The sequence below is a fragment of the Archangium gephyra genome (assembly GCF_049060025.1).
In the GTDB taxonomy this organism is placed as follows: Bacteria; Myxococcota; Myxococcia; order Myxococcales; family Myxococcaceae; genus Archangium; species Archangium gephyra_A.
In genome coordinates this window covers 5961540-5984718 of record NZ_JBMEQQ010000002.1, presented here as the reverse complement: position 1 = coordinate 5984718, position 23179 = coordinate 5961540, and the positions used below count along the sequence as shown (strand labels likewise).

23 protein-coding genes and 2 pseudogenes are annotated in these 23179 nt (G+C 70.7%); 10 read left to right on the top strand and 15 right to left on the bottom strand.

The features are described from left to right. Positions 1 to 92: 92 nt before the first annotated feature. The 4 genes from ACN28I_RS25890 to ACN28I_RS25875 form a co-directional block, all read right to left on the bottom strand. Positions 93 to 638 carry a glutathione peroxidase gene (locus tag ACN28I_RS25890; RefSeq protein WP_420944613.1) on the bottom strand — a complete coding sequence of 182 codons (546 nt, stop codon included), beginning with the start codon at positions 636 to 638 and terminating at the stop codon, positions 93 to 95. 41 nt (positions 639 to 679) lie between these two features. Next, a complete protein-coding gene (locus tag ACN28I_RS25885; RefSeq protein ID WP_420944612.1) occupies positions 680 to 1621 on the bottom strand; it encodes a DUF3396 domain-containing protein in 942 nt (313 codons plus the stop codon). Then, complete coding sequence (locus tag ACN28I_RS25880) at positions 1618 to 2373, bottom strand: hypothetical protein (RefSeq protein ID WP_420944611.1); 756 nt, start codon at positions 2371 to 2373, stop codon at positions 1618 to 1620. The genes ACN28I_RS25885 and ACN28I_RS25880 overlap by 4 nt, the downstream gene beginning before the upstream one ends. 155 nt (positions 2374 to 2528) lie before the next feature. Next, positions 2529 to 3869: a DUF2254 domain-containing protein gene (locus ACN28I_RS25875; RefSeq protein WP_420944610.1), complete on the bottom strand. Its 1341-nt coding sequence runs from the start codon at positions 3867 to 3869 to the stop codon at positions 2529 to 2531. Positions 3870 to 3969: 100 nt separating this feature from the next. On the opposite strand from ACN28I_RS25875, the gene ACN28I_RS25870 reads away from it, so the two are divergent. Continuing rightward, complete coding sequence (locus ACN28I_RS25870) at positions 3970 to 5292, top strand: CapA family protein (RefSeq protein WP_420944609.1); 1323 nt, start codon at positions 3970 to 3972, stop codon at positions 5290 to 5292. A 118-nt stretch (positions 5293 to 5410) separates the two neighbouring features. On the opposite strand, the gene ACN28I_RS25865 is transcribed toward ACN28I_RS25870, so the two are convergent. Next, entirely contained in the window at positions 5411 to 5911 is a 501-nt protein-coding gene (locus tag ACN28I_RS25865) for a hypothetical protein (protein WP_420944608.1), read from the bottom strand. 224 nt (positions 5912 to 6135) lie between these two features. Here ACN28I_RS25865 and ACN28I_RS25860 point away from each other — a divergent pair, with 224 nt between their 5' ends. The 5 genes from ACN28I_RS25860 to ACN28I_RS25840 all read left to right on the top strand — a co-directional run bounded on the left by ACN28I_RS25860 (position 6136) and on the right by ACN28I_RS25840 (position 9958). Then, positions 6136 to 6537 carry a helix-turn-helix transcriptional regulator gene (locus tag ACN28I_RS25860; RefSeq protein ID WP_420944607.1) on the top strand — a complete coding sequence of 134 codons (402 nt, stop codon included), beginning with the start codon at positions 6136 to 6138 and terminating at the stop codon, positions 6535 to 6537. Positions 6538 to 6629: 92 nt separating this feature from the next. Beyond that, positions 6630 to 7565, top strand: a complete 936-nt coding sequence (locus ACN28I_RS25855) for a prenyltransferase (protein ID WP_420944606.1) — start codon at positions 6630 to 6632, stop codon at positions 7563 to 7565. Next, positions 7562 to 8287, top strand: coding sequence for a ferrochelatase (locus ACN28I_RS25850; protein WP_420944605.1), 726 nt, complete (start codon positions 7562 to 7564; stop codon positions 8285 to 8287). The genes ACN28I_RS25855 and ACN28I_RS25850 overlap by 4 nt, the downstream gene beginning before the upstream one ends. Beyond that, complete coding sequence (locus ACN28I_RS25845; RefSeq protein ID WP_420944604.1) at positions 8284 to 9192, top strand: prenyltransferase; 909 nt, start codon at positions 8284 to 8286, stop codon at positions 9190 to 9192. Before ACN28I_RS25850 ends, ACN28I_RS25845 begins: the two co-directional genes overlap by 4 nt. Positions 9193 to 9199: 7 nt before the next feature. Then, positions 9200 to 9958 carry a lycopene cyclase domain-containing protein gene (locus tag ACN28I_RS25840; RefSeq protein ID WP_420944603.1) on the top strand — a complete coding sequence of 253 codons (759 nt, stop codon included), beginning with the start codon at positions 9200 to 9202 and terminating at the stop codon, positions 9956 to 9958. On the opposite strand, the gene ACN28I_RS25835 is transcribed toward ACN28I_RS25840, so the two are convergent. From ACN28I_RS25835 to ACN28I_RS25825, 3 genes and pseudogenes are all read right to left on the bottom strand, one after another. Beyond that, on the bottom strand, positions 9891 to 10358 hold the full coding sequence (locus ACN28I_RS25835; RefSeq protein WP_420944602.1) for a nucleoside deaminase: 468 nt from the start codon (positions 10356 to 10358) through the stop codon (positions 9891 to 9893). The two genes, ACN28I_RS25840 and ACN28I_RS25835, sit on opposite strands and share 68 nt — an antisense overlap. A 28-nt stretch (positions 10359 to 10386) precedes the next feature. Beyond that, positions 10387 to 11271 (bottom strand): aminotransferase class V-fold PLP-dependent enzyme, encoded by an 885-nt coding sequence (locus tag ACN28I_RS25830; protein WP_420944601.1) that lies wholly within the window; start codon positions 11269 to 11271, stop codon positions 10387 to 10389. Between the two features lie 40 nt (positions 11272 to 11311). Continuing rightward, a pseudogene (locus tag ACN28I_RS25825) lies at positions 11312 to 11578 on the bottom strand (aminotransferase class V-fold PLP-dependent enzyme); the annotation flags it as partial. 88 nt (positions 11579 to 11666) lie between these two features. Here ACN28I_RS25825 and ACN28I_RS25820 point away from each other — a divergent pair. Continuing rightward, positions 11667 to 12701, top strand: a complete 1035-nt coding sequence (locus ACN28I_RS25820) for a quinone oxidoreductase family protein (RefSeq protein WP_420944600.1) — start codon at positions 11667 to 11669, stop codon at positions 12699 to 12701. Positions 12702 to 12904: 203 nt separating this feature from the next. Here the strand turns inward: ACN28I_RS25820 and ACN28I_RS25815 are convergent, their stop codons facing one another. Continuing rightward, positions 12905 to 13432 (bottom strand): pyridoxamine 5'-phosphate oxidase family protein, encoded by a 528-nt coding sequence (locus tag ACN28I_RS25815; RefSeq protein ID WP_420944599.1) that lies wholly within the window; start codon positions 13430 to 13432, stop codon positions 12905 to 12907. Positions 13433 to 13823: 391 nt separating this feature from the next. On the opposite strand from ACN28I_RS25815, the gene ACN28I_RS25810 reads away from it, so the two are divergent. Beyond that, on the top strand, positions 13824 to 14165 hold the full coding sequence (locus ACN28I_RS25810; RefSeq protein WP_420944598.1) for a hypothetical protein: 342 nt from the start codon (positions 13824 to 13826) through the stop codon (positions 14163 to 14165). Between the two features lie 10 nt (positions 14166 to 14175). Here the strand turns inward: ACN28I_RS25810 and ACN28I_RS25805 are convergent, their stop codons facing one another. The 4 genes from ACN28I_RS25805 to ACN28I_RS25790 all read right to left on the bottom strand — a co-directional run bounded on the left by ACN28I_RS25805 (position 14176) and on the right by ACN28I_RS25790 (position 20006). After that, entirely contained in the window at positions 14176 to 16077 is a 1902-nt protein-coding gene (locus tag ACN28I_RS25805; RefSeq protein WP_420944597.1) for a glycoside hydrolase family 15 protein, read from the bottom strand. Positions 16078 to 16243: 166 nt separating this feature from the next. Then, a complete protein-coding gene (locus tag ACN28I_RS25800; protein WP_420944596.1) occupies positions 16244 to 16627 on the bottom strand; it encodes a hypothetical protein in 384 nt (127 codons plus the stop codon). Between the two features lie 212 nt (positions 16628 to 16839). Further along, positions 16840 to 19071, bottom strand: a complete 2232-nt coding sequence (locus ACN28I_RS25795; protein WP_420944595.1) for an ABC transporter permease subunit — start codon at positions 19069 to 19071, stop codon at positions 16840 to 16842. Between the two features lie 20 nt (positions 19072 to 19091). Then, the gene (locus tag ACN28I_RS25790) at positions 19092 to 20006 is read right to left on the bottom strand and encodes a lysylphosphatidylglycerol synthase domain-containing protein (protein WP_420944594.1); all 915 of its coding nucleotides are present in this window, start codon (positions 20004 to 20006) and stop codon (positions 19092 to 19094) included. 282 nt (positions 20007 to 20288) lie between these two features. Between ACN28I_RS25790 and ACN28I_RS25785 the strand changes: the two genes are divergently transcribed. Continuing rightward, on the top strand, positions 20289 to 20819 hold the full coding sequence (locus ACN28I_RS25785; RefSeq protein ID WP_420944593.1) for a hypothetical protein: 531 nt from the start codon (positions 20289 to 20291) through the stop codon (positions 20817 to 20819). Between the two features lie 6 nt (positions 20820 to 20825). Here ACN28I_RS25785 and ACN28I_RS25780 read toward each other — a convergent pair whose 3' ends face one another. Both ACN28I_RS25780 and ACN28I_RS25775 read right to left on the bottom strand, forming a co-directional pair. Beyond that, a complete protein-coding gene (locus ACN28I_RS25780) occupies positions 20826 to 21041 on the bottom strand; it encodes an aldo/keto reductase (RefSeq protein WP_420948715.1) in 216 nt (71 codons plus the stop codon). A 76-nt stretch (positions 21042 to 21117) separates the two neighbouring features. After that, positions 21118 to 21648 (bottom strand): annotated as a pseudogene (locus ACN28I_RS25775) (aldo/keto reductase); the annotation flags it as partial. An 85-nt stretch (positions 21649 to 21733) separates the two neighbouring features. On the opposite strand from ACN28I_RS25775, the gene ACN28I_RS25770 reads away from it, so the two are divergent. After that, positions 21734 to 22894, top strand: a complete 1161-nt coding sequence (locus ACN28I_RS25770; protein WP_420944592.1) for a hypothetical protein — start codon at positions 21734 to 21736, stop codon at positions 22892 to 22894. The last annotated feature ends 285 nt before the right edge of the window (positions 22895 to 23179 follow it).

Genomic DNA, 23179 nt, shown 5'->3' with positions numbered 1-23179 from the left:
CGCCCCGTTTCACTCGTCAGCGCTGACGAGTGGAATGGCCCCGCCCCGTTTCACTCGTCAGCGCTGACGAGTGGAATGGTCCTGCGGGCGGGCTACTCGGCCAGGGCCTTGTCGAGGGCGGCCTTGAGCTCGGTGCTCTCCGGCGTCACCGAGCTGGGGAAGGCGGCGCGCACCTGGCCGTCCTTGCCCACCACGTACTTGTGGAAGTTCCACTTGGGCTCGCCGTGCTTGCGCGCGAGGAACTCGTAGATGGGGGACTGGCCCTCGCCCTTGGTCTTCACCTTCTCGAGCATGGGGAAGGAGACCTTGTAGCGAAGCTCGCAGAATTTGGCGATCTGCTCGGAGCTGCCGGGCTCCTGGCCGCCGAAGTCGTTGGAGGGAATGCCGAGCACCACCACGCCCTTGGCCTTGTACTCGCCCCAGAGCTTCTCCAGGCCCGCGTACTGAGGCGTGTAGCCGCACTCGGAGGCGGTGTTCACCACGAGCACCACCTTGCCCTTGTACTCGGAGAGGTTGACGGACTGGCCGTTGAGCCGCTTGGACTGCAAATCATGGAAGGACATCGCACGCTCCGCGGAGATGGCGGCCGTGCCCAGCAGGAGGGCGGCCGCGGTGAGGGAAAGCAGTCGGTTGAACATGCCCCCAGGATGCCCGAAGCGGTGATGCGTTGCGTGGCCCGTTAATCGAGGAAGCGGCGCTCCCAGCGGCGCTTGTCCTCGGGCGGGAAGTCGGGCTCCCAATTGCTCTGCTCATGATAGGGCCAGGGCTCCGGGAACTGCTCATGGTAGAGCCACGGCTCCAGGACGCGCGCCAGCTCCCGGTAGGCGGGGAGCGTGTGGCCCTGCTCGGTGTCTCCCGCTTCCGGCCAGGGGCCGAGGGTGACGACGGCGCGCTCCCCTTCCAGTTCCTGGACGGTGGTGCCCGGTGACGACAGATGCGAGCGCAGGCCCTCCACTCCGCCCAACTCGCCCAGGAAGGGCTGACCCAGGAAGGTGAGCCAGGAGGGGCCACGAACCCGGAAGCCAAGTTTCCACGAATGCCAGCTCGGATCCGGGATGTCCAGGCCCGGGTAGCGGAAGCACCGCGCGTGGATTTCCTCGGGGACGCCGATCAGGTCTAGCTGACCGTTGAAGGCGAGACCCACCTGTCCGAAGTAGAAGGGCAGAGGGGCGGCCAGCTTCAACGCCAGCTCACGCACGTGGCCCGGGCCGTGTTCTTCCAAGTACTCGGTGGGCAGCCAGCAACTCAGCATGCACGCCGCGTCCGGATCGTTCTTCAGGCGTGGATCTCCCAGTGGTTTGCCAGAGTAGTCGAACGCGTAGCGCTGCGGATCGCCGGATGCCTGTACCAGCCGGATTTCCGGCCATGTCTCCTCGAGGAACTCTCGCCGGATGTGCTTCCACCCGGTGTCATCGAGATCTTGCGCCTCTCCGTCGACATCCACATACCAGCCAAGAGTTTCTGGTTCTATTGCGTGCAGATAGGTATCCAAGGAGGCGAGGGCGGCTCGTGCTATCTCCTGATGGGCGCGGCGGATGTAGAAGCAGAGGCTCAAGCCTTCACGGACCAGGAGGTGCCCGTTCGGTGCGCAGATGCGGATGCGTGGGTAATGAGCACTCAAGGTGTGACTCCCAGCCAGGGTTTGATCGCGCGTACGAAAGGGCCCAGGATTTCCTTATACACGTCGTCTTGGAAGCGGCCCTTATAAGGCCCTTGGGAGTACCGGCACCAACCATCGCTTTTGCTGCTCACACTGCTCACGCAGGGAAACTTGAAGTCATAGACGGCCAGGGGCAGGAGCGGATTGCCCGCGTGGATGACGATGTCTGGCTTGATGGTACCGCGTAGCTCGCTGTAGCAGCCCTCCTCCAGCAGCGCCTCCTCCTTCTCCGGGCTGATCAGCTCGCGCTGCCGGGTGTCCGTGTTGTACCGGTAGCGCGGCTCCCGGCTGAAGCCGCCTGGGCGCAGTGCGCTCAATTCCGCCTCGGCACATGCGAGCGCGACCTTGTGCATCTCCTCCCCGAGGAACATGGCCCTTGTCCTCACCTTGCCTCCGAAGTTCTTCGTCTCGCGGCACTCCGCCGGGGTAGGGCTCCTGCCCTGCATGTGCTGACGGAGCACCGTCTCACGGGCCTTGTTGGCGCACTCCGACAACTTCTGCTCGATGGCCTTCTGGTGCGCTTCATTCAACGCCACCGCGACCGCCGTGGTGGCGGCGCCAAACTCGGCCAGCCGCTGTGCCGCCCGCGGTATGACGGTCTCCTCTCCCGCCACGCGGGCGCACAGGGCCGGTTGGGTCCGGCAGGAGCTGGAGGCCGAGTCGAGGGACTGCGCGGAGGCGCTGCGGGCCATGAGCAGCACGCTGGCGAGCAATGCTCCGTACCTTCGCTGGAACGTGCGCCTGTCTCGTGGTGGGGATGACCGGTGATTCATGGGCCTGAGAAGGGAGGACGGAGTGACTGCTGAACCGCTCGCGCGAGTCTGTCGGACGCGCGAGCCGGGTCAAGGGCACCCGGTCCCAGTCCCGCTCAGTGCACGGTCTCACAGGGGAGGGCGCTCGGCTCGCTGGCCTTCTGTCGCAACTGGTTCCAGCGCTCTTCAATGAACCGCACGTCGCGCTCGCGCTGCTCGGCGAGCCGGGCCGCCTCGTACACCGCCCGTCCCGTCTGGACGAGCACTCCCCGCATCGCCATGTCCGTCTCCACGCTGGCGATCTCCGCGAGCACCTCCAGGATGCGGAGGATGACCCGCGGCTGGGTGGTGGCGGCGAGCGGAATCTCCCCGAACGCGTCCCGCAGGTAGGGCTCGAGCCCGAAGGCGGGCCGCAGCAGGGTCACCCTGCCGCGCCGCTGCATCCACCAGCCATGGCCGATTTGCCCCATGCTCGCCACCGCCCGGCCCACCGCGCCCAGCTCGTTGACCACCATCACCGCGGTGGTGACGTCGTTGATGGCCGGCGAGAGCGCCTTGAGCGCCATGTCCACGAGCTGCCGCACGCCGTAGAGCACGTCCTGCTGCGTGGTGCGGGTGTGCCCCACCGCGAACGCGGCGTGGACCCTCCTCTTCTGCCAGGCATTCAGGGAGACCTTGGGCCAGAGCGACAGCAGCGGCAGCCCCGGGATGAGGAAGTCTCCGGTCCGCACGTCCAGCCGCACCGTGTGCACGCGCCGGGGCAGGGCCGCGAGCAGCCGCTCATGGTCCACGAGCTGCACGTAGCCCGTCTCCCGCGCGTGGAGGACGGTCGCGTCCTCCTCGGCGGGGCCCGGGAGCGGGCCACTCAGCTCCCGCACCTCTTTCACGTTCAGGCGCTTCAGCTCCCGGATGACCTCGCGCCCGATGGACGCGATGACGTTGCTCGCCTCGATGGAGCGGGCGGCGTGATGGAGGAAGAAGGGCAGCAGCAGCAGGCAGGACAGGGTCAGGGCCAGCGCCACCCCGAGTGACAGCACCGGCAGTGCAACCAGTTCCTTCTCGTTGGACGGGGTGCCCAACACGCCGAGCAGCAGCAGCAGGTACACCACGGTGAGCAGGTAGGTGCCGAGCACCCGCTGCGTCGTGCGGTCCGCCATGAAGCGGGACAGCAGCCGGGGGGTGTACTGGGTGGAGGCCAACTGGACCGTCACCATCGTCATGGAGGTCGCCACCGTCATGACGGTGACGAGCGCGGCCACCATGCCCAGGAGCACCTCCCGGCTGCTGTCCGGCGTGGTGGGGACATAGACGGCCAACCAGAAGGAGCGCAGCTCCTGGCTCATCCAGGGCAGGCGGCTGTCCAGGGTTGGCAGCACCAGGCCGAGCGCGATTCCCAGCGTCACGAACAGCACCGGCCGGAACCAGAGGCTCACCTGAAGGGCGTTCCACGATTTCATCAGACGCGGCGGCACCCCGTAACGGTGGCGCCGCGCCGTCAAGGCGGGGAGGCGGGGGGGGGCCTGTCCTCCGGGCCAATTGCCTGGGTAGCATGCGAGCGTGCTTCTCCAAGCGCTCCTGCTCGTTCCCCTGCTCCATGCCGCTCCCCCCGAGCGCGTGGAGCTCGTCTTCGGGGGAGATGTCATTCCCCATGGTGAGGTGAAGGAGGCCGCGGCCGACCACGCGCGCGCCGACTCCGGGGATGCCGGCCCCGCCCGCTCGCTCAACCACGAGGGCTGGGACCATGTCTTCGGGCCCATCGCCGACGTGCTGCGCTCGGCCGACCTCGCCATGGTGAACCTGGAGACGCCCATCAGTGGGGAGCCGCTCGCCCGCACCGCGCCCCTGCTCTTCGACGCGCCGCCCGCCATGCTGCACGCGTTGGCCGCCGCCGGGGTGGACATCGTCTCCACCGCCAACAACCACGCCTTCGATCAGCGCCGCGCGGGGGTCCAGGCCACGTGGAAGCACCTGGCCGAGGCCCGGCTCCAGGGCGTGGGTTCGGGTCCCTCGGAGGCCGCCGCGTGGGAGCCCCTCATCCTCGAGAAGCACGGGATGCGGATTGGCTTCCTGTCCTTCACCCGGTGGCTCAACGGCGCCCGCAATCCGGCCGAGCCGGACACCTCGCCCCACGTCGCCTACGTGCCCTACCGGGGGAAGGTGACCGGGAGCTTTCAGTCTCCCGCCTCGGCCGTGGAATTGGTGCGTGCCGCGGCCCGGCGCTGTGACGCGCTCATCGTCGCCATCCACTGGGGCGTCGAGTACTCGCACACGCCCAATCCGGAGGACCGGAAGCTGGCCCGGGACCTGCTGGAGGCCGGCGCGCTCGCCATCATCGGCCACCATCCCCACGTGCTGCAGCCCATCGAGACCTACCGCACCACCTCCGGGCGCGACACGCTCATCGCCTTCTCCCTGGGCAACCTCATCGCCAACCAGGACCGGCACTACATCCACGGCCGGCGCATGGAGGCGGATGGCCGCAAGCGCGACTCCGCGTTGCTCCGCTTCTCGCTCTCCCGTCCCCAGCCGGGAGCGCCCGTGTCGCTGGAGCGCGTGACCGTGTTGCCGGTGTGGATCGAGAACAACCACTATGTCGCGCGCGGCCGCGGCAAGGTGGCGCGCCACATCCAGCCCGTGTTGCTCGATGAGGAGTTGCAGGCCATCCACGAGCGGCTCGTGGCACTCACGGCCCGCGCGCTCTCCCAGCCGCGCGAGGTCCGTCAGGAGCGCACCGCGCTCGAGCGCCGGCTGGACATGGCCCGGCACCGGCGCGAGCTCATCCTGCGCATCACCCGGCCTCCCGGCTCCGATGTGCGTCCGGCGGAGTCCGGGAGGCGTGAGCCCTCTGTTCCCGCTCCCCTCGGGAGAGGGTCAGGGTGAGGGTGCCCGAGCCCGTTCTTCAACCCGTGGCACTCCAGGTGGGCACGGGTTCCACCCGGGTACACCCGACACCCTCACCCCGTCCCTCTCCCGGAGGGAGAGGGGAAATGTCCGGGGGCTACTGCTGGGGCTGCGGGCGCGCGCCCGGCGGAGACACGGTGTCTTCGTCGGCCTGACCCTCGTTGTGGTCCAGGCCCTCGTCGTTGACGCCCGGCTGGAGGACGCCCTCGTCCTCGTCGCGCACGGCGTCCTGCCCGGTGCCGCCCGCGCCACCGGTGCCGGGCTCATCCATGATGTCCTCGTCCGTGCTGCCCGGGCCCACCGAGCCGCCAGTGCCGGGCTCATTCAGGACGCCCTCGTCCGTGGTGCCCTCGTCCTGCTGCCGCGCGTCCGTGTCACCCGCGCCGCCCGTGCCGGACTGGTCGAGCGTGTCCTGCTCCGGTGGGAGTGTCTCGTCGCGCTGGAGGTCGTCATGGGTGGCGCCCTCGTCCTGCTGCTGCTGTTGCAGGATGTCTTGCGGGCGGGGTTCGGCTTCGGCGCGCTTGCACCCGGTGCCCAGCGCGAGGGCGCCGGCGAGCAGTCCCGCCAGCACGAGTCCCGTCTTCGTCTTTCCGGCCATCGTCCATCTCCTTTCAGGAATGTGGGCCCTGCCTGAATCGGGAACGTGGGCATGCGAGCCGCGGCTCCGCAGGAGGCGCCTGCCCTCCTGGGTGCTCCCCGGTCGCGCGTGGGAGAGGGGACGCCCCTGGTTGGGGGGGCTTGCACGACCCATCGAGCAAGTCCCTAGGCTTGGGTTGGCCTCTCGGGTAATGTCCTCCAACGTCTCTTTGGACGTCACGCACCATGGCATCGAAACGCACCCCTCCTCCCCCGTCGCAGCAGCGCATGGATGACAAGCTGGCTCTCGCCCTCGGGGCTGCGGCGCGGGCCGCCCGGCTGCGCGCGGGGCTCACCCAGGCGGAGGCGGCCGAGAAGGTGGGGTTGGCTCCAGGGGTCTACGGCCGCATCGAGCGCGGAGGGATGATGCCCAGTGTCCCCACCCTGCGCCGGCTGAGCATCGTCCTGAAGATTCCCTCCGACACGCTGCTGAGCCTGAGTCACACGGAGGTGACGGCCTGGGTGGACTCGCTGCCGGCCAGGGAGGAGCGCTCCCCGGATCTCCGGCGGCTCTCGCGCTCGTTGCGCAACCTCTCCCCCTCCCAGCTCAAGGTGCTCAACGTCATCGCCACCGCGCTCACGCGCTGAGCTCCAGGTCGGGAGGGCTCAACCGACCTGATTGGGGAGGTTGGCCATGTTAGAGGTACCGGCCGGAGGAGCAGGTGGTGCATGTCGAGTCGATGAGTCCCGCGGCACGGTGGTGGTACGCCCTCAAGCCGGCGAGCTGGCCGAAGGTGCTCGTCCCCGCGTTGTTCGGCCAGGCCGTGGGCGCGGCCACCGCCGGTCACCTGTCGCTGGGAGCGCTCGCGTTCGGCGTGCTGTGGATGGTGGCCGACGTCTCCTTCATCGTGCTGCTCAACGACTGGGGAGACCGGGGCGTGGACACCCTCAAGCGCCGCATGTTCCCCCGGGGCTGCTCGCCGAAGACGATTCCCGACGGCATCCTCCCCGCCGGGGCGGTGCTCGCCGCGGGGCTCGGAGCGGGTGGGGTGGCGCTGCTGCTGGCGTGGGGCTCCGGTGTCGCGTTGGGGCGTCCGTGGCTGCCGCCGCTCGCCGCGTCGGGCCTGCTCATCTTCGCCGCCTATACGCTGCCCCCCCTGCGGCTCAACTACCGGGGCGGTGGCGAGCTGCTGGAGATGGTGGGCGTGGGGGGCGTGCTGCCCACGTTGCATGCCTATGCCCAGTGCGGCCAGTGGGCCCCCGCGTGGTGGGTGTCGCTGGCACCGGGCCTGCTGGCGCTGTCCCTGTCGAGCGCCCTGGCCAGTGGGCTGTCCGACGAGGAGAGTGATCGCGCCGGGGGCAAGCGCACCTTCACCACGCGGTGGGGCAACGCGGTGGTCCGCCGGAGCGCGGAGGTGTCACTGGGAGTGGGCCTGCTCCTCTGGCTCGCGGCGTCCTGTCTGGCCGAGGACGCACCGCCGCTCGTGGCGGTGGTGCCGGCCGTGGGGCTCGCGTTACCTTTCGGCGTGCGTCTGGTGAGGAGAAGCCCGTCCGCGGTGACGAATGCCTTTGGTGCGCAAGCGGCATACAAGGGGAAGCTCCACCGCGCCATCTGGTGGGGAACGTTCGCGCTGTCGGCGGGGGTGCTCGCCGTGGGCCTGGGAGGGTGGAAGTGAGAGGACTTCCGGAAGACATCCTCGCCGGACTGGAGCGGCTCTCCCCGCTGCTGGGGGACGCGGCCTCGCTCGACACCCGCCGGCCGCGAGCGCTGCTGCCCGCGGAGCTGGCGGCGCGGCTCATGGAGGCGCACTCCGGAGAGGACAAGGCACGTGCCTTCGCCCTGGGCCTGGGCGAGGTGGTGCGGGCCCTCGCGGAGGACTTTCCGGAGAACATCTTCTGGGACCTCGACTACCTGGCCTGCCGCATGTGGAACGCCGGAGGGCCCGAGGAGGTGCTCGGCTACGGGCGCCGGGTGGCGGCGCTTTGCCGGGGTTTCGGCAACAAGTCGGAGCTGCGCTTCCGCTACGCGCATGACTTCCTGTACGGCTACGACTGGGCCCGCTGGGTGGTGCGCCAGCCGGAGAAGCGCGCCACCATCGGGCCCTTCGATCTGGCGTTCTTCGACTACCTCGAGGGCCGGCTGCGGACGCTCGTCGAGCTCATCGCCGAGAACGATCCCAAGTACGGGAAGCTCCAGGGCCAGGAGTTCCGCAACCCCTTCGCCTTCTGCCGGGAGCCTCGCGAGGAGGCGCACCTGCACCAGGTGCTGGCCCAGGCGGACTTCATCCCCGTGAAGGCCTGGCGCTTCGATGGGGATTGCCGCTGGGACCTGCCCTTCACCGACCTGCGGACCGAGGCCGCCCGGCGCCTCGGGCTGTCGCGGGAGGCCGCCTCGTGAAGGACGGCGGAGGGACGCTCCGGGCCTGGCTCCAGGCGTCGCGGTTGCCCTCGCAGTCGTACCTCGCGCTCCCCCTGCTGCTCGGACAATGCGTCGCCGTGCACATGCGGGGCGGGGCGCTCGACGTGGGGACGCTGGTGGCCGTGCAGCTCTTCGGGGTGTTGGATCAGCTCTTCATCGTCTACGCCAATGACTGGGCGGACCAGGAGACGGACCGGCGCAACCGGACGGCCACGCTCTTCTCCGGCGGCTCCCGCGTGCTGGTCGAGGGCCGGCTCTCGCCCCGTGCGCTCGGACTCGCCGCCGCCCTGTGCGCGGGCGCGTTGCTGGCCCTGTCCCTGGGGCTGGCTCTGGTCCGGGGCGCGCCGCTGCTCGTGCCGCTGGCGGTGGCGGCGCTGGGGCTGCTGTGGGCCTACAGCTATCCGCCGCTCCGGCTCTCCTACCGGGGCGGTGGGGAGCTGTTGCAGATGGTGGGCGTCGCCGGAGTGCTGCCGCTCTACGGGTACGTGGCGCAGGGCGGGGACCCGGGGCGCTTTCCCTGGGCGCTCGTCGCGCTGCTGCTGCCCACCCACCTCGCCTGTGCCGTCGCCACCGCGCTCCCCGACGAGCCCTCGGACCGGGAGAGCGGCAAGCTCACGTTGCCGGCGCGGGTGGGCGGCGAGCGCGCCGCCTGGGTCATCGTGGCGCTCAACGGCCTCACCCTGGCGCTCGCGCCGTGGGGCCTGGGCGTCCTGGGCCTGAGCGCGGGCCTGGGGCTGCTGGTGCCGGCGGTGGCCACGCTCGCGGTGCCGCTGGTGCGTCCCGCGCCGCCCGGCTCCTGGCGCATCCAACTCCGGGTCGCCGCCGCCATCACCGCCACCCTGGCGATCGTTTCACTCCCCCTCCTCGGCCTCGTGCGGGCCTGAGCACGCCATGACGTATGAGTTCCTGGTGATGGCGCTGCTGTTCCTGGTGCCGGGGGCGCTCATCTGGCTCGTGCGCGAGGATCTGCGCTGGCTGATGCGGAGGGCGGTGCTGGCCGCGCTCCCGTTCGCGGCGACCGAGTGGCTGTTCTACCCGGAGTATTGGACGCCGCGCTTCCTGTTCGGCCTGGCGGATCGGATCGGCTTCGGCCTGGAGGACGTGCTGTTCGTCGCCGGACTCGGCGCCTTCTCCTCCTGTGCCTACGCGGTGGCGTTCCGCCGGACGGTGGTGCCCCGGGGCAGCGGCGCGCGGCCCTGGCGGCGGGCCCTGGGAGGCATTGCCGTCATGCTGGCGCTGACGGGGCTGTTGCTCGGGGTGGGCGTGCCCATCCTCTATGCGGCGGTGGCGGCGATGGTGGTGTGCACCGTGGGCGTGCTGGGCGTCCGCCCGGACCTGGTGCTCCCGAGCCTGCTGGGCGCCGCCGTCTCGTGCGTCATCTACCTGGGGCTGTGCCTGCTCTTCGAGCTGCTGGTGCCCGGCGTCTTCGAGCGCACGTGGCGCCCGAGCCTGCTGCTGCACGGCAGGTTCCTCGGGGTTCCGCTGGATGAGCTGCTGTACGGAGCGGGCGCGGGCTTCGCGGCGACGGCCCTGCCCGCCTGGGCTTTCCGGCTGGGGTTCGCGCCGCTCCCCCGGCGTGAGGCTACGACCAGAAACCCTCGTGCACCGCACGGGCCTCCGGCAGCTCCACCGGGCCCACCACCTCGGTAGGCGCGGAGCCGCGGGCGAAGACCTCGCGGCAGGACAGCCGGAGGGTGGGCTCGGTCGGCCTGTTGAGCTGGCCCAGCTCCTCGGAGGAGAACGCGAAGACGACCCGCCGCACGCCGCCCCAGAAGATGGCGCCCGCGCACATGGCACAGGGCTCGGTGCTGGCGTAGAGGGTGCTGCCGGCGAGCTGCTCGGCGGAGTAGCGCCGGGTGGCCTCGCGCATGAGGTTGGACTCCGCGTGGCCGGTGCAGTCCCGCTCCGTCACCACGGTGTTCTCTCCCTCCAGGAGGACACGCCCGCTCCCGTCCACCAGCACCGCGCCGAAGGGATGGTTCCCCCCGTCACGGGCCTTGCGTGCCAGGTCGATGGACTGCCTCAGGTACCGCAGCTCCTCCGTCCGCATCCGTGTCCTCCGTTGTTGGGAATGGCGCTCAGGGCAGCGAGTCCAGGCCGGCGAGGAGCCGGTCCACCTCGGCGAGCGTGTTGTAGTGCAGCAGCGAGACGCGCACCGCGCCCTCGGGCATGAGGCCCAGCGCCTGCATGGAGAGGGTGGCGTAGTAGTGGCCCGCGGCGACGCCCATGCCCTGCCGGGCGAGGTGCTCGGCCACGGCGCGCGGCGGGACTCCCGGCACGTTGAAGCAGAAGGTGGCCACGCGGCCCTTGGGCTCGGGGATGCCGTACAGGCGCACGCGCTTGTGGGCGCGCAGCCGCTCCAGCGTGGACTCGAGCAGCGGACGCTCCAGGGACTCGATGCGGCGGAAGGCCTGCTCCAGTCCCACGCGCCCGGGCTGCCCGCCGCCGAGCACCTCGCGCACGTAGCGCAACGTCCCCAGCCAGCCCGCGAGGCCCTCGTGGTTGGCGGTACCGGGCTCGAACTTCTGGGGGCTGTCCTCGGGGACGAACCACAGCTTGTCCGCGGGCAGCCGGGGCAGCAGCTCGTGGCGCACGTACAGGCAGCCCATGTGGGGGCCGAAGACCTTGTAGGGCGAGAAGACGGCGAAGTCCGCGCCCCAGCCCCGCACGTCGGGCAACTGGTGCGGGCTGGAGTGCACCGCGTCGACGATGAGCCAGGCGCCCACGGAATGGGCGAGCGTGGCGGCGGCGGTGACGTCCGGCGCGGTGCCCACCGAGTTGGCGGCGGCCGTCACCGCGACGAGCCGGGTGCGCGCGGTGAGCAGCGGGCGGAGATCCGCCGGCTCCAGGCGTCCCTCGGGCCAGCGGGCCTTCCACACCTTCACCACGGCGCCCTGGGCCTCCAGCCAGCGCCAGGGGCTGGCGTTGGACTCGTGCTCGAGGCTCCGAGATGACGATCTCATCACCGGGCTGGAAGAGGCGGGCGAAGGCGCGCGAGAGCTGGAAGGTGAGCGCGGTGGCGCTGGTGCCGAGCATGACCTCCTCGGGGGAGCAGTTGAGGAACTCGGCGGTGGCGGCGCGCGCCTGGGCCTTCACCTCGGTGGCGCGCAGGGAGGCCGGGTAGGGCTGGCCGACGTTGCAACTCCCCTGAGTGAGGAACTGGGAGATGGCGTCGATGGTGTGGGAGGGCACCTGGGCCCCCGCGGCGTTGTCGAGGTAGCTGAAACCCGACCGCAAGGCGGGGAAGTGCTCGGTGAAAGGGGAAGGCATGGGGCGCGGAGCATACCCTCATGCCGGGCCGGGCTGCTCGCCGTGGCACTGGAAGCGGCCATGACGCACCGGTACGTTCCGTCACCTCATGCGTGTCATCACCCAGCGGGCCTTCGGCGGAGTCGAGCAGTTGGTGGAGGAGGACTGGCCCCTGCCGGTGCCGGGCCCGGGCGAGGTCCGGGTGCGCATCCGGGCGGCCTCCTTCAATCCGGTGGACGTCCTCTTCCGGCGGGGAGGCTTCGGAGGCCAGTTGCCGCAGGTGCTGGGGAGGGATCTGTCGGGCGTGGTGGATGCGCTGGGCGAGGGCGTGACGGGGCTGGCGGTGGGGGACGAGGTGCTCTGCTACCGGGGAGGACAGGGCAGCAATGGCTCACACGCGGAGTACACGTGCGTGCCGGCGGTGCTGGTGGTGCCCAAGCCCGGGCGGCTGGGTTTCGCCGAGGCAGCCGCGCTGCCCGTGGTGGCGCTCACCGCCTGGCAGTGCGTCACGCGGGCCCGGGTGCGCAAAGGCGAGGCCGTCTTCGTGGCGGGAGGTGCGGGAGGCGTGGGGTCCATGGCGATCCAACTGCTGCGCCACTTCGGAGCCAGTCCCATTCTCACCACGGCCGGGAGTGATGCGAGCGCCGAGTACCTGGTGAAGCACCTCGGCGTGGAGCCGGGCCGTGTCGTGCGCTATCGCGGGCGGACGCCGGAGCAACTGCTCGCGGACGTGCTGGCGATGAACGGAGGGCGGCTGGTGCCGGTGGCCCTGGACTTCGTCGGGGGCGCCATGAAGGAGCTGTGCTTCGCCGTGGCGGCGGTGGATGGGCGGGTGGTGTCCATCGTCGAGGAGCCGGCGGACTCCTCCTTCAATCTCTGGGACGAGACGCGCAGCCCGCTCATCCTCCGCTCGCTGGAGTTCCACTTCATCCAACTGGGAGCGCGGGCCCGGTACGCGCCGCGCGAGACGTGGAAGGTCTATCGCGAGCAGCTCGAGACGCTTTCCTGGTTCGTCGAGGAGGGCGCGCTGCGGCCACCCGCGGTCAGCACCGTCGGCCCACTCTCCGCGGCCACCGCCCGCGAGGCGCACCGGTTGCTGGAGGAGGGCCGCGTGCAGGGCAAGCTCGTCATGGAGTGCGGCTGACCGGTGCTGATGTCCCCTCGTGGGGTGATGTCCCCTCTCCCCTCGGGAGAGGGTCAGGGTGAGGGTGCCCGGGTCCGTTCTTCAACCCGCGGCCCGAAGTGGGGACAGGGGGTTCAACCCGGGTTCACCCGATACCCTCACCCCGTCCCTCTCCCGGCGGGAGAGGGGAAATTGCGCGTCTTCACGGACCGGCCTGAAGGCGCTCAGTGCATCGCGGCGCCGGACTCGTCGAGATTCACCTTCTCGTTCTCTCCGGGGCGGTACGGCTCGCCGGTGAGCACGCCCTTCACGAAGCCCACGAGCTGCACCATGCGCTTGTTGGAGGAGTCCCAGAACTCGGCCTTGTTCACCGTGACGCACAGGAGCGCGAGCTCGGGGTCATCCACCCCCTGGGGGAACCAGGCCTTCAGCATGGGATTCCACAGCTCGCGCGCCTTCTCCTTGTCGAGCACCAGCCGGGCCACGCCGCTCACCGACACGTAACGGTCCTTGGCCGTGTCCGCGTACGAGAGGCTCACGTGGTTGTCCCGCTCCACCTCGTCCACCTTGGGCGAGTGCTCGCGCGTGAAGAACCACAGCTCCCCGTCGAAGTCCCGGTCATGCGTCCACATGGGGCGGCTGCGCAGCGTTCCGTCCGCCTCCACCGTCGTCATCATCGCGACCTTGATGCCGTGGATGAGCTCGCCCAGGTGAACGACAGGGTCCTTCTTGTCCGTCTTCTTCGTGGCCATTCCTGCCTCCCGAGTGCTCACGGTAAGCAGGGCAGGAGGGCCTGACAGGAACGCGGATGCCGCTCTCCCGGCCTCACGCCAGGGGAGCCCGGCGGACAGGTTGCCTCTGACGCGCACGATGCGTACGTGAATCCCCCCGTTGCTTCCCAGGCAACAGCCGCGAGAAGACAGCCGAAGATTTCAACACCCGTGAATTACCAGACTCCGAGAGTGGCAATCTTCACGCGTGAGAGCGTTCCAGTACTGGAATACGTGGCCTGCCAAATCCCTCTTTCTTCTCGTGTGGTCGCGCTTCTCCCTCTCTCCGCGTCGCTGTGCAGGCGGGCATGCCCCAGGTAGGCTGTCTTTCTGTTCTTCGCGGCATGGCCGCAATTCCGGACAGGGGGGCTGTATGGCTGGCATCCTGGGTATGGAGGGCCTGTCCACAGCGCAAGTGCAGGAAGAGCTGCGACGCGGTGGACGGTTCGTCGTGTTCGAGTACTGCGTCTCCTTCCTCGTCACGACCATGCGGCGCTCGTCGGACGTCTACTTCGTCCGGGCCGGGCAGGGCACGTTCGGCTTGAGTCTCGGCTACACGCTGCTGTCGCTGTGTCTGGGCTGGTGGGGGATTCCCTGGGGCTTCATCTACACGCCCCTGTGCCTCTCCACGAACCTGCATGGCGGCAAGGACGTGACGGAGCTGGTGGTGGCCTCGCTGATGGCGCCCCGGTACGACCCGAGCCTCGGGTACTGAGCGCGGGCGCTCACTGCACCACTTCCCACGAGAAGTGGGACATGAACATGGAGCGCCGGCCGAGGTGGTACGTGAGGGCGAAGTCCGCGTAGTCGTATGCGCCCGCCCTCGGAAGCTGGAAGCTCCGGCCCGCGGAGAGCTGCGCGCACGAGGCCACCAGCGCCATGTGCGTGAAGGCCTGCGGGAAGTTGCCCATCGCCTCGCCCGTGCCCGGCACCGCCTCCTCGGCGTAGAGGCCCACGTCGTTGGACAGGCTCAACAGGTAGCGCAACAGCTCCTCCGCCTCCTCCGTCCGGCCCGAGTGCACCAGCACGTCATGCAGCCAGAAGGAGCACAGCAGGAAGGAGCTCTCGCCGCCGCTCAGTCCGTCCGGCGCGTGGTAGCGGTGGAGGAGCCCGCCGTTCTCCAGCCGCCGGCGCACCGTCTCCACCGTGCGGCTCACCAGCGGGTGGGCCGAGGGGAGGAAGCCCATCGCCGGCAACTGCAGCACCGAGGCATCCGCCAGCTCCGAGCCCACCGACTGGGGGAACCACCCGAGGCGCGTGCCCTCCTTCATCAGGTACTCGCGCACCGCCGCGCGCTCGCGCACCCAGCGCCCCACCGGGGCCGGGAGCCGCCGCGAGCGCGCGATGCGGATGGCCCGGTCCAGCGCCACCCAGCACAGCAGCTTCGAGTGCACGAAGTGCCGGGGCGCGTCGCGCACCTCCCAGAGTCCCTGGTCCGGCTGGCGCCAGCGCTCACAGACGTTGTCCACCAGCCCGCGCAGGAAGTCCCAGTTCCGCTGCGAGACCCGCCGGCCCATCTTCAAGAAGAGCCACGCGCCCTCCAGCACCTCCCCGAAGACGTCGAGCTGGAGCTGCTTCACCGCCCCGTTGCCGGAGCGCACCGGCCGCGAGCCCCGGTGGCCCTCCAGGTGCGCCAGCTCCACCTCCGGCAGCAGCCGGTGGCCGCGGATGCCGTACATGATTTGAACGTCCTCGGCCCGCCCCGCGCTGGTGCGCGCCAGCCAGCGCTCGAAGGCGAGCGTCTCCTCCTGGTAGCCCAGCAGCATCAGCGAGATGAGCGTGAGCGTCGTGTCGCGCAGCCAGGTGTAGCGGTAGTCCCAGTTGCGCACGCCGCCCGGCTCCTCGGGCAGGGACGTGGTGGGGGCCGCCACGATGGCACCCGAGGGCGCGTACGTGAGCGCCTTGAGCACCAGCGCCGAGCGCCGCACCGCGTGGGAGTACTCGCCCTCGTAGGCGCAGTGGGAAATCCACTCGCGCCAGAAGGACACCGTCTGCTCCAGCCGGCGGCGCATCGTCGCCAGGTCCGGCATCTCCGCGGGGCTGCGCTCGACGAGCGAGGGAGTCCAGGCCGCCTCCACCCAGACCTCGTCCCCGGCCCGCATGTGCCAGTGCGAGCGCAGGGCATTCTCGTGCGCCGTCAGCGGGCGCGTGGCCGTCACCCAGAGCGCGTCGGCGCCGCCCACCAGCTCGGCCGTCTGGGGCGAGGTGAGGCGGATGCGCGGCACGAAGGCGCCGTACTCGAAGCGCGGCGACACCACCACGCGCGCCCGCACCTCGCCGCCCACGCAGCGCAGCCGCCGCAGCAGCGCGTGCCGCGCTCCCACCCGGGGGCTGTGGGACAGGCCCGTGCGCACCGGCATGCAGTCCGTCACCTCCAGCACCCCGCCAGGCGTGGTGAAGGTGGTGACGAGCACGTTGGTGTCGTCCAGGTAGCGGCGGGTGGACTGCCACGGGCCCTCGGGGCTCACCCGGAAGGAGCCCCCCTTGCCCAGGTCCAGGATGCGGCAGAACACCGCGGGCGAGTCGAACCGGGGAAAGCAGGCCCAGTCGATGGACCCATTCCGGCCCACCAGGGCGGCGGAGTGGCAGTCACCCAGCAAGGCGTAGTCGTCGATCCGCTGCCGCATCCCGTCTCCTGGGGGCCCCTCCCAGACGTGGGGCCTCCTCCGTCATTGAGTACGAGGGGCAGCCGTTGCAACCGCGACCGGAGGGCCGCCCGCCCGGGAATGCCCCGGCTCCAGGCGGGGAGCCGGGCGCCGGCCGGGCGGCTGATGGGGGAGAGGAAGGACCGGCCTACTGGATGTCGGTGTCGAGCGGCACGCGGAGCACCACGGTGCCGTCGAACACGTCCACGTAGACGAGCTCCCGCACGGGCACTCCGTCGCGGCCGATCGTCGTCACGGGCACCTCGTACACCTCCTGGGCGACGAGCGAGGGGCGGACGCCATGCGGGCGGACGTAGGTGATGCCGAGGACCACGTCCTCATCCGTGACGCCTCCGGAGGCGGTGGCCGCGGCGCGCGCCTCGTCCGGGCTCAGGCGCGTGCCGTCGATGCGTGACGCGACGGAGACGGGATTCAGCTCGGGGGAAGACAGCTCCTCCTGGGGACCGCAGGCGGTAACGGCGAACGACAGGCCAGCCGTGGCCAGGACGCGGAACAGCGAGTGCGAGTTCATGAGGGTTGCTCCCATTCAGGGAAGGGGTGGAACCCTCCAGGCGGGCTCATCGCGCAGGGCCTGGAGGAGGGAGGCCGTGGCGAGCACCTCCGGGAGTACGCGCCTTCTTGAAGGCGGTGGGAGGCTGCCTGGAACTCAAAGATAATTCTAGTTTTTCGAGGAGATAAGTATTGGGGCAATTTTCGACTTAGACGGTGACTGGATTGCCGCGGTCAGTCATGGGCCTGGACGAGCAGGCGGCGGGTGGCCTCGTGCCGCGGCGCGTCCAACACCTGCGTGGGAGGGCCCTGCTCCACGAGGTGGCCGTGGTCCAGCACGAGGACGGTCTCGGCGGCGCGAGCGAGCCGCACATCGTGCGTCACGACGAGCTGTGTCATGCCCAGCGAGCCCACCCGGCGCAGCGTCTCCACCACCTCGCGGCGCAGGGAGGGGTCCAGGGCGCTCGTCGGCTCGTCGTACAGCAGCACGGCCGGGTCCATGGCCAGGGCCCGGGCGATGGCCACGCGCTGCCGCTGCCCTCCGGAGAGCAGCTCCGGCCACGCGTCCAGCCGGTGTCCCAGTCCCAGCTCCTCCAGCAGTCCGCGGGCGCGGGCCTCGGCCTCGGCCCGCGGGCGCCGGGCCACCAGCCGCTGCGCCAGCGTGCAGTTGCCCAGCACCGTCAGGTGGGGGAAGAGCTCGAAAGACTGGAACACCAGCCCCGCCTGTCCTCCCAGGTGGATGGTGCCCGTGTCCGGCCGCTCCAGGCCCACGATGCAGCGCAGCAGCGTGGACTTCCCCGAGCCGCTCGGCCCGAGGATGGCCGCCAGCCGGCCCGTCTCCAGCGTGAAGGACACCCCGTCCAGCGTGGCCGAGGCCGCACCGGGGAAGCGTTTGCGCACGTCCTCGACGCGAATCACCGGGCCACCTCCTTCAGGTGCCGGCCGAGCCGCGCCTCCACCGTGCGCGCCAGGTGCGCGAAGGGCAGGCCGAGCAGCAGGTACATGAGGGCCACCACCAGCCCCAGGCCCAGGTGATCTCTCATGGCGTTGGCCAGGTTGAGATAGGTGCGCGTGCAGCTCGGTGAGCGTCACCAGCGACACCAAGGAGCTGTCCTTGAGCAGCGCGATGAAGTCATTCGTCATCGGCGGCAGGGAGACGCGCACGGCCTGGGGCATCACCACGTGGCGCAGCGTCTGCCAGCGCGACAGGCCGAGCACCTTCGCCGCCTCGTGCTGGCCCGCGGGGACGCTGGAGAGGCCCGCCCGGTAGTTCTCCGCCTCGGCCGCCGCGTAGTTGAGCCCCAGCGTCAGCACGCCCGCGGCGAAGGGATTCAACCGCAGGCCGAGCTGCGGCAGCCCGAAGTACACCAGGGTGAGCTGAACGAGCAGCGGCGTGCCCCGCACCACCTCGATGTAGGCCGTGGCCAGCCAGCGCAGGGGCGCGGGGCCATAGACGCGGGTGAGCGCGAGCACCGCGCCCGCGGCCACCGCCAGCGCCATGGACAGCAGCGACACGCCCAGCGTCATCAGCGCTCCGCGGGCGAACAGCGACAGCGTGGCCGGGTAGCGCTCCGTCACGCGCTCGAGGAAGGGCGGCACCCGGCCCACCGCGGCCCGCCAGGCCTCGTACTGCTCCGGCACGCCCCGGGGGCTCGGGTCCGGGTCTCCCAGCAGCTCCGCCGTCTCGGCGTTCCACAGGCCCCACCGCTCGTAGATGCGCCGCAGCGTGCCGTCGCGCGCCAGCTCCTCCAGCGCCGTGTCCAGGGCCTCGCGCAGCGCGTCCTCGCCCTTGCGCACCGCCACCGCGTAGCGCACCTCGCCGAAGGTGCCCGGCACCACCTCCAGCTCCGGGACGATGGCGCCGTAGTACCGGGTGATGGGCTCGTCCAGCAGCACCGCGTCCGTGCGGCCCAGCTTCAGGTCCGCGTAGATTTCATCCTGGCCGCCCTCGTACGTCTTCACCTGCGCGCCCTCGCGGCGGAGGATGCGCTCGGCGAGCGAGCCGGGCAGCGTCCCCACCGGCCGGTCCTTCACCTGGGCGAGCGAGTGGGGGGCACGGGCGTCTCCCCGGCGCACCGTGAGCCGCTCGGCGGCGGCGTAGTAGGGGCGCGTCAGCTCAGCGACACGCTTCTTCTCCTCGGCCACCTCGATGCCGTTGAGCGCCACGTCGAAGTCGCCGCGCGCCAGCAGCTCCAGCAGCGAGTCCCACGGGCCGAGCACCGGCCGCGCGCGCACGCCCAGCTTCGCGGCGAGCGCATCCGCCAGGTCCACCTCGAAGCCGATGAGGCGGTTGGGATCCATCGGATCCTGGAAGACGTAGGGGGCGCCGCCCTGGGCGTCCGCGCCCCACAGCAGCTCGCCACGGGCCCGCACCGCCGCGAGCCCCTGGGGCTCGGCGGAGGGTGCCTCCTGCGCGAAGGTGGGAAGGCAGACGAGGACGAGGCCGAGGAGCAGGGCTCTGGTCACGAGGCGCCCGAGTCTACCCCCTACCGGGCATGGGGGGCCCATGAAGAAGGGGGATGCACCTTCCACACCAGGGGCGTGAGCGAGCCGAGCAGCACGAAGAGCACCTGCATGCCGTGGGCGAGCAGCGCGATGGACATGGCCTGGGCCGTGGTGGTGCCGAAGGCCTTGGCCGAGAGCGCGAAGGCCCCATCCCTCACGCCGAACTGTCCCGGCACCAGCGCGCCCACCGCCATGGACACCAGGTGGAGCCCCTGGGCGACGAGCGCCTCCGCCGCGCTGGTGTCGATGCCCACCGCCACCGCCAGCAGGCCGTACTGCACCACCTGCAGCGTCCGGCCAAGGAGGGTGGCCACGAGGGGCCGGGCCGGTGGCAGCGCCCCGTCACGCAGGCCCGCGTGCATCCCCAGGCCCATGAGCAGCAGCACCAGCGCGTGCGCGCCGAGTGCCAGCGTCAGCCACGACACCCCCGTCAGCAGGTACGCCGCGAAGGCACAGGGAATGGAGAGGAGGCCGCCGGACACCAGCGAGGCCGCTTGCGACGTGGCCGCCGCCGCGAGGGCCGTGGCACCTCCCGTGTATGGGCTGAGCAGCGCCGCCTTCGCCGCCTCACCCGCGGCCCGTCCCGCGGGCGCCACGCTCGACACCGCCGCGCTGATGAGCTGCGCGCGAAGCATGCAGCGGAAGGGCACCTCCCGCGCCCGGCTGCCGTACGCCACCCACGTGGCCACCGCTTCCAGGGACAGGCGCGCCACCTCGAGCAGCAACACCCACGGCAGCCAGGGGGCCGCGCGCGCCAGCACCCGTCCCAACTCCTCGACGCCCGCGTGCTGCACGAGGATCACGAGCAGGGCCACGCCCACCACCGCGAACGCCGGGCGCAGCACCGCCATCACCCGCGCTTCCACCCGCTTGCGCACCGCCGGGGGAATGCTCACGGACGGCCCGCGGAACAGCGCGCTCCGGGGGGGGCCCCACGTGGGCGCACCCAGGCTCCATTCCTGTCGCTCGCCAGCTTCCATCCCGCCCTCCCCCTCCGCCCCGCGAGCAGCGGATGTCCGTAAAGGTGCGCAGTGCCCGGCTTGTTGGCGAGCGTCTCCGCGGACAGGCTCCGTGGGCCGGTGCTCGCGTTCGCGGGTGGACAGGGCACGGGGACGGAAGTCGGAGGCGGAGGAACGGCCCCACCCGGGGAGGGAACGTGATAGGGGGGCCCGGAATGAATGGGGGGCCGCACCTGGCCCGAGGAGATGGCGATGCTGCAGACGGCGATGAACGAGTGGGCCCTCAAGGCGATTCAGCTCGAGACGGCGATGATGGCGCTGGACGAGGTGGGGCTGCCGGCGAGCATGAAGGGCCTGCAGGAGACGGCCGAGAAGGCCATGCTGGCGCTGGTGCGCGGCTGGCTGGCGCAGAAGCCCAAGGCGGACGAGCGCCAGTGGAAGGTGACGCCGGCGCAGGAGGGCGGCACGCCCAAGGACGAGGAGCTCGCCGACGTGGTGTCCCACCTGAAGGAGGACGGCCTGGAGTGGCGCGTCTACCTGGCCACCAGCGACCAGGGCGAGACGGTGGAGACGCTCGTCGCGGAAGACAGGGCGTGGATGGCGGCCGGCGGTGAGTACTACCCGGGCCAGTGGGACGAGGAGACGCAGCAGTTGGAGGTGGGCCGTGACGACGAGGAGGGCGAGCTGGGCACCGGCCTCGTCTTCACGCTCACGGGCGAGCTCGTCTACGAGCCCCAGTTCGAGACCTGAGCCTCGCTACAGGCCGAGGTACTCCACCATGCGGGCCCGGGTCTTCGCGTCGGGCAGGCGCCCGGAGCCCGCGTGCAGGTTGTCCTCGAGGTGGTTGGGTTTGCTCGTGGCCGGAATGGGGCACGTCACGGCGGGGTGGCCGAGCAGGAACTTGAGGAAGAACGCCGCCCAGCTCTTGCAGTCGAAGTCGGCGGCCCAGGGCGGCAGGGACTTGCCCTTCACCTTGCGGAAGAGCTTCTCCGCTCTCGAAGGGCTGCATCACCAGGACGGCGGTGCCGTGCTCGGCGGCGGCGGGCAGCAGCCGCTCCTCGGCGTCGCGCCGGGCGATGGAGTAGGGGAGCTGCACGAAGTCCAGGGACTCCTCGCGGAGGAGCTTCTCCAGCTCGTCGAAGGCCCCGCGCTGGTAGTGGGTGACGCCGAGGTAGCGGATGCGCCCGGCGGCCTTCCACTCGCGCAGGGTGGGCAGGTGGGTGCGCCAGTCCACGAGGTTGTGCACCTGCATCAAGTCCATCTGTCCGGGCCGCATCTTGCGCAGCGAGTCGCGCATCTGCGCCACGCCGGCCTCCTTGCCCGAGGTCCACACCTTGGTGGCGAGGAAGGGGGTGCGCTCCTGGCCCAGCTCGCGCAACAGGTCTCCCACCACCTGCTCGGCGCGGCCGTACATGGGCGAGGAGTCGATGACGCGGGCGCCGGCCGCGAGGAACCGTTTGAGCACCTCCTTCTGGGCCTTGCGCTCCCCGGGGGAGGGCCCCACGTCGAACGTCTGCCAGGTACCGAGCCCGATGACGGGCAGCTTCTCACCGCTCTTGGGAATGGTGCGCGTCAGCATGGGGGTGAAGGTAGCAGGTGACAGTTGGGCGAGGCCCCGGTGTTTCAGTCGCCAATAGGTCCCCATTTCCAAAAAGGATCAGACGATGAGGCTCCAGGTCTCGGTGTGTGCGGGAGTGATGGCGGCGATGGTGGCGTTTCCGGCGGGCGCGGAGCAGCCGGCTCCCGAGCCGCAGCCGCAGGCCGCGTCCGTCCACGTTCCGTTCAGCCTCTCGCTGCTGCCCGGCATCAGCACCAATGGCTTCCAGAGTGGTCATGTGGTGAACAACATCTCGCTGGGGGTGTTCGCCACGCACGCGGGCCGGGTGGACGGGCTGGCCATGGCGATGGTGGGCAACTGGGTGGACCGGGAGATGCGCGGGGTGGAGTGGGCGATGGGGGCCAACTACGCCGGGCAGGTGCAGGGCACGCAGATGGCGATGGGCCTCAACGTGGCGGGCCACTCGCTGCATGGCTGGCAGACGGCGGCGGGCGTGAACGTGGCGAACGGGGAGATGGTGGGGGCGCAGTTCGCCGTGGGCCTCAACGTGGCGGCGGGGAAGTCCTGGGGCCTGCAGGCGGCGGCGGGGCTCAACATCGCGCAGGAGTTGACGGGCGTGCAGTTCGCCTCGGGCCTCAACATCGCGGGCACGCTGCGCGGCGGCCAGTTCTCCCTGCTCAACGTGGGCGGTGACGTGAGTGGCGCGCAGGTGGGCCTGCTCAACGTGGGCCGGCGGGTGAAGGGCCTGCAGCTCGGCCTCATCAACGTGGCGAGCGAGGCGGACAGCTCCATCGGCCTGCTGAGCTTCGTGGGCAACGGGCAGCAGCACGTGCAGGCGTGGGGCAGCGAGATGACCATGACGCACGTGGCGTTGAAGCTGGGGGGCCGGACCATGCACACGCTCTTCACGGTGGGCCTGCGACCGGGCGGCGATGGCCGGCAGCGCCTCTGGTCGGCGGGCCTGGGCGTGGGCGGCCACATCCCGGCCGGGCCCTTCTTCGTCGACGTGGACGTGCTGGCCCACTCGCTGCACACGGGCGGGTTCATCGAGCCCACCGCGCACCTGCTGGGGCAGTTGCGGGTGGTGGCGGGCTGGCAGCCGGTGAAGCACTTCGCCCTCTTCGGCGGGCTGACGGCCAACACGCTGGTGTCCTTCGAGGACGAGGCGGTGCAGGGCGTGGACCGCTTCAAGCTGGGACATGTCTACGACTCGGGCCGCGTCCTGGTGCGGACGTGGCCGGGCCTCATCGCCGGCATCCAGATTTGAGCCCGTCGCCCCGTCCTCCCCCATTTCCCCCAAGAACCCCTCGCCCCCCGGGAGAGGGACGGGGTGAGGGTGCCTGTCCCCGTCCTCTCCACCGTGAGCAAGGAAGCGAGCCCCGGGTAGCCCATCCGTCACCCGGCCGGGCGCCAGGTTGGGGGGGTGGTCCCCGGGGAGAGTGTACCTAGGTTCCAGATGCGTGCCCGGCACGGGACGATGAGTGGGTGTCCGGTGCGGGACGGGGTGGGTACCGGTTGGTGGGTGTGGGGTAGGCGAACCCGTGCCGGACGC

Bases quoted from the DNA above. Each gene is read 5' to 3' on its own strand.
- ACN28I_RS25875 (WP_420944610.1), bottom strand. From the start codon at position 3,869: ATGAAATCGTGGAACGCCCTTCAGGTGAGCCTCTGGTTCCGGCCGGTG.
- ACN28I_RS25855 (WP_420944606.1), top strand. From the start codon at position 6,630: ATGAGTCCCGCGGCACGGTGGTGGTACGCCCTCAAGCCGGCGAGCTGG.
- ACN28I_RS25860 (WP_420944607.1), top strand. From the start codon at position 6,136: ATGGCATCGAAACGCACCCCTCCTCCCCCGTCGCAGCAGCGCATGGAT.
- ACN28I_RS25810 (WP_420944598.1), top strand. From the start codon at position 13,824: ATGGCTGGCATCCTGGGTATGGAGGGCCTGTCCACAGCGCAAGTGCAG.
- ACN28I_RS25820 (WP_420944600.1), top strand. From the start codon at position 11,667: ATGCGTGTCATCACCCAGCGGGCCTTCGGCGGAGTCGAGCAGTTGGTG.
- ACN28I_RS25805 (WP_420944597.1), bottom strand. From the start codon at position 16,077: ATGCGGCAGCGGATCGACGACTACGCCTTGCTGGGTGACTGCCACTCC.
- ACN28I_RS25890 (WP_420944613.1), bottom strand. From the start codon at position 638: ATGTTCAACCGACTGCTTTCCCTCACCGCGGCCGCCCTCCTGCTGGGC.
- ACN28I_RS25835 (WP_420944602.1), bottom strand. From the start codon at position 10,358: ATGCGGACGGAGGAGCTGCGGTACCTGAGGCAGTCCATCGACCTGGCA.
- ACN28I_RS25785 (WP_420944593.1), top strand. From the start codon at position 20,289: ATGGGGGGCCGCACCTGGCCCGAGGAGATGGCGATGCTGCAGACGGCG.
- ACN28I_RS25830 (WP_420944601.1), bottom strand. From the start codon at position 11,271: ATGAGATCGTCATCTCGGAGCCTCGAGCACGAGTCCAACGCCAGCCCC.
- ACN28I_RS25770 (WP_420944592.1), top strand. From the start codon at position 21,734: ATGAGGCTCCAGGTCTCGGTGTGTGCGGGAGTGATGGCGGCGATGGTG.
- ACN28I_RS25800 (WP_420944596.1), bottom strand. From the start codon at position 16,627: ATGAACTCGCACTCGCTGTTCCGCGTCCTGGCCACGGCTGGCCTGTCG.
- ACN28I_RS25815 (WP_420944599.1), bottom strand. From the start codon at position 13,432: ATGGCCACGAAGAAGACGGACAAGAAGGACCCTGTCGTTCACCTGGGC.
- ACN28I_RS25865 (WP_420944608.1), bottom strand. From the start codon at position 5,911: ATGGCCGGAAAGACGAAGACGGGACTCGTGCTGGCGGGACTGCTCGCC.
- ACN28I_RS25840 (WP_420944603.1), top strand. From the start codon at position 9,200: ATGACGTATGAGTTCCTGGTGATGGCGCTGCTGTTCCTGGTGCCGGGG.